This window comes from Rhodopseudomonas sp. B29 (assembly GCF_000333455.1).
Classification (GTDB): Bacteria; Pseudomonadota; Alphaproteobacteria; order Rhizobiales; family Xanthobacteraceae; genus Rhodopseudomonas.
Genome location: NZ_BADD01000356.1, coordinates 1 through 4615, shown reverse-complemented (window position 1 = coordinate 4615; position 4615 = coordinate 1). Strand labels below are relative to the sequence as shown.

Sequence of the window (4615 nt, the reverse complement as noted above, 5' to 3'; positions counted from 1 at the left end):
CTTCCCGACGGGTGGTCTCGGAGGCCGGCAGCAAAGTGGCGCCACCGTATTGGGTGTCGGTCGGCTTCTCCTTGGCGGCGCGCTGCACCTCGAAGTCGAGGTCGAGCTGCGAGCACAGGCCGAGCGTCACCGGGTCCATCGGCGTCAGCGTCGCAGCGTTCCAGTGGGTGCGGTCGCGGACGCTGGCGATGGTCGTCTTGGTGGTGCCGACCAGACGCATGATCTGCGCGTCCTTGAGCTCGGGATGATTGCGCACCAGCCACAGGATCGCGCTCGGGCGCTCGTGGCGGCGCGACACCGGGGTGTAGCGCGGACCCTTCTTCTTGGCGGCCTGCGGCAGCACCACCTTGCTCTCGGCGAGCTTGAGGCTGTAGTCCGGGTCCTTCTCGCCCTTTTCGATCTCGTCGCGGGTGAGCTGGCCGGTCGAAATCGGGTCCATGCCCTTGATGCCCTGGGCGGCGTCGCCGTCGGCGATGGCCTGGATCTCCAGCGGGTGCATCTTGGTGAATTCCGCGACCTGGTCGAACGACAACGCAGTGTTGTCGAGCAGCCAGACGGCGGTGGCCTTCGGCATCAGCGGTGCGTTGCTCATAGGCAAATCTCCTTTGTCCCTTGCCCCTCGGGAATCGACCTGAGGCAAGGCGGGTCATCGATGATGACGGGGAATTGCCGCCTATATATGCCGCGAGGGTGCCTTCGCGCAATGGTCCTGCTAAAGTGCAGGGGCGGACGCCTTGACAGGGCCGCAAACCCGTCCCAATTGCTTGAGCAATACGAACCGTGCGCGACGGATCTCGTGGGACCGTTCCCGCCGCTCGCGACGGCCAGGCCTCCGGGACCCCCTGACATGCTCGCCAAGCCGCCCCTCAAAATCGTGCTGTGCTCACCGCGCGGATTCTGCGCCGGTGTGGTGCGGGCGATCGACACCGTCGAGCGGGCGCTGTCGATGTTCGGCGCCCCCGTTTATGTCCGGCACGAAATCGTCCACAACAAGTACGTGGTCGACAGCCTGCGCGCCAAAGGCGCCATTTTCGTCGAGGAACTCGAGGAGATTCCCGCGACCTCGGCCCCGGTGGTGTTCTCCGCCCACGGCGTGCCGAAATCGGTGCCGGAAGACGCCATCAAGCGTAATTTCTTCTCGATCGACGCCACCTGCCCGCTGGTCACCAAGGTGCATCGCGAGGCGGCGATCCATTTCAAGCGCGGCCGCGAGATCCTCTTGATCGGCCATTCGCATCATCCGGAAGTGGTCGGCACGCTCGGCCAGCTGCCGCCCGGCGCGGTGACGCTGATCGAGACCGCGGCCGATGCCGCGACCTTCACGCCGAAGGACCCGAACAATCTGGCTTTCGTCACCCAGACCACGCTGTCGATCGACGACACCGCCGGCATTGTCGCGGTGCTGCGCGAGCGGTTCCCGAACATCTCCGGGCCGCACAAGGAAGACATCTGCTACGCCACCACCAACCGCCAGGCGGCGGTGAAGAAGGTGGCGCCGGTGGTCGACGCCATGATCGTGGTCGGTGCGCCGAATTCGTCGAACTCGCAGCGGCTGCGCGAAGTCGCCGAGCGCGAGGGCTGCAAGCTGGCGGTGCTGGCGCAGCGCGCCTCGGATATCGACCTCGCCCAGTTCGAGGGCATCAAGAGCCTCGGCGTCACCGCCGGCGCCTCGGCGCCCGAGGTGATCGTCGAGGAGATCATGGGCGCGTTTGCCGAACGCTACGACCTGGTGGTCGAAACCGTGTCGGCCGCGGAGGAGAACGAGTTCTTCCCGCTGCCGCGCGCGCTGCGGCCCGACGCCGCGGAGTAGGGCGGACCTCTCCCGGCCCGGGGAGCCGCCGCCCTTTCATTTGCGCGCGCGTTCGGCTAGAAACCCGCGACGAATTNTCGTTTTCACCGGATCACGCCATGGCGGTTTATACCGACGTCGCCGCCGACGAGCTTGCGGAGTTTCTCTCCGCCTACGACATCGGCGATTTGCTGTCCTACAAGGGCATCGCCGAAGGCGTCGAGAACTCCAACTTCCTGCTGCACACCTCGAACGGCTCGTACATCCTGACGCTGTACGAGAAGCGTGTCGCTTCAGGCGACCTGCCGTACTTCCTGTCGCTGATGGCGTATCTGGCCGCGCGCGGCGTCAGTTGTCCGCAGCCGGCGCCGCGCCGCGACGGCGCGATCTGGGGCATGCTGTCGGGCCGGCCGGCGGTGATCATCAACTTCCTCGAGGGCGTCTGGCCGCGCCGTCCCAACGCCGCGCAATGCGCCGGCGTCGGCGAGGCGCTGGCCAAGATGCATTTGGCCGGCCTCGATTTCCCGCAGCACCGCGCCAACCCGCTGTCGGTCGGCGGCTGGCGGCCGCTGTTCGATCTGTCCAAGGCGCGCGCCGACGAGGTCCAGCCGGGGCTGCACGACTTCGTCGCCGCCGAGCTCGATTACCTGGAGAGCGCCTGGCCGCAGACGTTGCCGACCGGCGTGATCCACGCCGATCTGTTTCCCGACAACGTGTTTTTCATCGGCGACGAGCTGTCGGGCCTGATCGACTTTCCGTTCTCGTGTAACGACATCCTGGCCTACGACGTGGCGATCTGCCTCAACGCCTGGTGCTTCGAGCCGGATGGCGCCTTCAACGTCACCAAGGCGCGGGCGCTACTCGGCAGCTATCGCCGCGCCCGGCCGCTGTCGGCGGAGGAAGAAGCCGCGCTGCCGCTCCTCGCCCGCGGCGCCGCGCTGCGCTTCCTGCTGACGCGGCTGATCGACTGGCTCAACGTGCCGCCCGGCGCCCTGGTCAAGCCGAAGGACCCGCTGGAATATGTCCGCAAACTACGCTTCCAGCAAAATGTCGCCAGCATCCGCGATTATGGTGTCGAAGCTGCGGGAGCGACGGCGTGAGCGAGGCTGGTAGCGAGACCGGGGCCGCCCCCCGCCCGGTGGTGATCCACACCGACGGCGCCTGCTCGGGCAACCCGGGGCCGGGGGGATGGGGCGCCATCCTGAAATTCGGCGATCAGGAGAAAGAGCTCAAAGGCGGAGAACCGCATACCACTAACAACCGCATGGAGTTGCTGGCGGCGATCTCGGCGCTGGAAGCCTTGAAGCGGCCGTGCTCGGTCGATCTCTACACCGACAGCCAATACGTGAAGAACGGCATCGGCAGCTGGATTCACAACTGGAAACGCAACGGCTGGAAGACCGCCGACAAAAAGCCGGTCAAAAACGTCGACCTCTGGCAACGCCTCGACACCGCGCTGAAGAGCCACAGCATTCGCTGGCACTGGGTCAAAGGCCACGCCGGCCACGCCGAAAACGAACGCGCGGATCAACTGGCGCGCGACGGGCTGGCGGAAAATCGGCTGAAGGGGCGGATAGGTTAGTAGCGTTTGCTACGCAAACTGCGTCGTCATCCTGAGGCGCGAGCGAAGCGAGCCTCGAAGGATGCGGCTCCGAGCACTTGTAGCACATCCTTCGAGGCGCGCGCTTTGCGCGCGCACCTCAGGATGACGCTTAGAGCGTAGTTACTTCAGCTCACAGCTGCCCGAGCAGCGTGTCGCCGCCGGAGACTTCGACCTTGCCGGGGTTCGGCTCGAGGTTGAGGGTCTTCACGACGCCGTCTTCGACGATCATCGAGTAGCGCTTCGAGCGGATGCCCAGACCGAAGCCCGAACCGTCCATTTCCATGCCGATCGCCTTGGTGAAATCGGCGTTTCCATCGGCGAGGAAGATGGCTTCGTCGCGCTGGTCGGTGTCGCGCTTCCAGGCGTTCATCACGAAGGCGTCGTTGACCGAGACCAGCGCAATGGTGTCGACGCCCTTGTCCTTGATGGCGTAGGCGTTGAGGAAGATGCTCGGCAGATGCATCTTGTGGCAGGTTCCGGTGTACGCGCCCGGCACGGCGAACAGCGCCACTTTCTTGCCCTTGAAGATGTCGTCGGTGGATTTCGTCTGCACGCCCTCTTCGGTCATCACGCGGAACGTCGCCTCGGGCAAACGGTCGCCTACCTTGATGGTCATCTGCACTCTCTCCCTGATCGATGCGCCCGGTTTGTACCGTGCAGGCCCGGAACTGACAATTGGGAGCCGCACCAGCGAACGACGGCTCACCTCACGCTTACGTCATTAGCCGTGGTGGGGATTGCTGGCTGAGGCGCAGCATCAACCACGCGTCATTCCGGGGCGCTCGCGTCAGCGAGCGAACCCGGAATCTCGGCGTGGTGGAATGGAAGAGTCGCAGAACAGGTCGGGATTCCGGGTTCGCGAGCTGCGCTCGCGCCCCGGAATGACGGAGCCAAAGAAGCTGCCTTAAGCGGCAGCTTGCCCCTTCTTCTCGTCGCGCAGTTCGCGGCGCAGGATCTTCCCGACATTGGTCTTCGGCAGCGTGGTGCGGAACTCGATCTGGCGCGGCACCTTGTAGTTCGTCAGCTGGGTGTGACAGAACTTGATGATGTCCTCGGCGGTGACGTCCGGGTCCTTCTTCACCACGAACGCCTTCACGGCCTCGCCCGAATGCTTGTCGGGCACGCCGATCACCGCCGCTTCGATCACGCCCGGATGGCTGGCGATCACTTCCTCGACTTCGTTCGGGTAGACGTTGGAGCCCCGAGACCAGGATCATGTCCTT

General features: G+C 65.1%; 5 protein-coding genes and 1 pseudogene. 3 read left to right on the top strand and 3 right to left on the bottom strand.

The window, feature by feature from the left end:
- Window positions 1–592 (bottom strand): DUF1013 domain-containing protein (locus tag I5M_RS12805; protein WP_022721766.1); only part of this gene is annotated, 592 nt, incomplete at its 3' end.
- A 255-nt stretch (window positions 593–847) separates the two neighbouring features.
- On the opposite strand from I5M_RS12805, the gene ispH reads away from it, so the two are divergent.
- The 3 genes from ispH (at window position 848) to rnhA (ending at window position 3371) form a co-directional block, all read left to right on the top strand.
- A complete protein-coding gene (ispH, locus tag I5M_RS12800; protein WP_022721765.1) occupies window positions 848–1810 on the top strand; it encodes a 4-hydroxy-3-methylbut-2-enyl diphosphate reductase in 963 nt (320 codons plus the stop codon).
- Between the two features lie 98 nt (window positions 1811–1908).
- Window positions 1909–2889: a homoserine kinase gene (locus tag I5M_RS12795; protein WP_022721764.1), complete on the top strand. Its 981-nt coding sequence runs from the start codon at window positions 1909–1911 to the stop codon at window positions 2887–2889.
- On the top strand, window positions 2886–3371 hold the full coding sequence (rnhA, locus tag I5M_RS12790) for a ribonuclease HI (protein ID WP_051048735.1): 486 nt from the start codon (window positions 2886–2888) through the stop codon (window positions 3369–3371). Before I5M_RS12795 ends, rnhA begins: the two co-directional genes overlap by 4 nt.
- 151 nt (window positions 3372–3522) lie before the next feature.
- On the opposite strand, the gene I5M_RS12785 is transcribed toward rnhA, so the two are convergent.
- Together I5M_RS12785 and I5M_RS12780 are read right to left on the bottom strand one after the other, a co-directional pair.
- A complete protein-coding gene (locus tag I5M_RS12785; protein ID WP_022721762.1) occupies window positions 3523–4008 on the bottom strand; it encodes a peroxiredoxin in 486 nt (161 codons plus the stop codon).
- A 288-nt stretch (window positions 4009–4296) separates the two neighbouring features.
- Window positions 4297–4615, bottom strand: a pseudogene (locus I5M_RS12780) (long-chain fatty acid--CoA ligase); the annotation flags it as partial.

Coding starts and splice junctions, on each gene's coding strand:
- ispH (WP_022721765.1), top strand. CDS start 848: ATGCTCGCCAAGCCGCCCCTCAAAATCGTGCTGTGCTCACCGCGCGGA.
- I5M_RS12795 (WP_022721764.1), top strand. CDS start 1,909: ATGGCGGTTTATACCGACGTCGCCGCCGACGAGCTTGCGGAGTTTCTC.
- I5M_RS12785 (WP_022721762.1), bottom strand. CDS start 4,008: ATGACCATCAAGGTAGGCGACCGTTTGCCCGAGGCGACGTTCCGCGTG.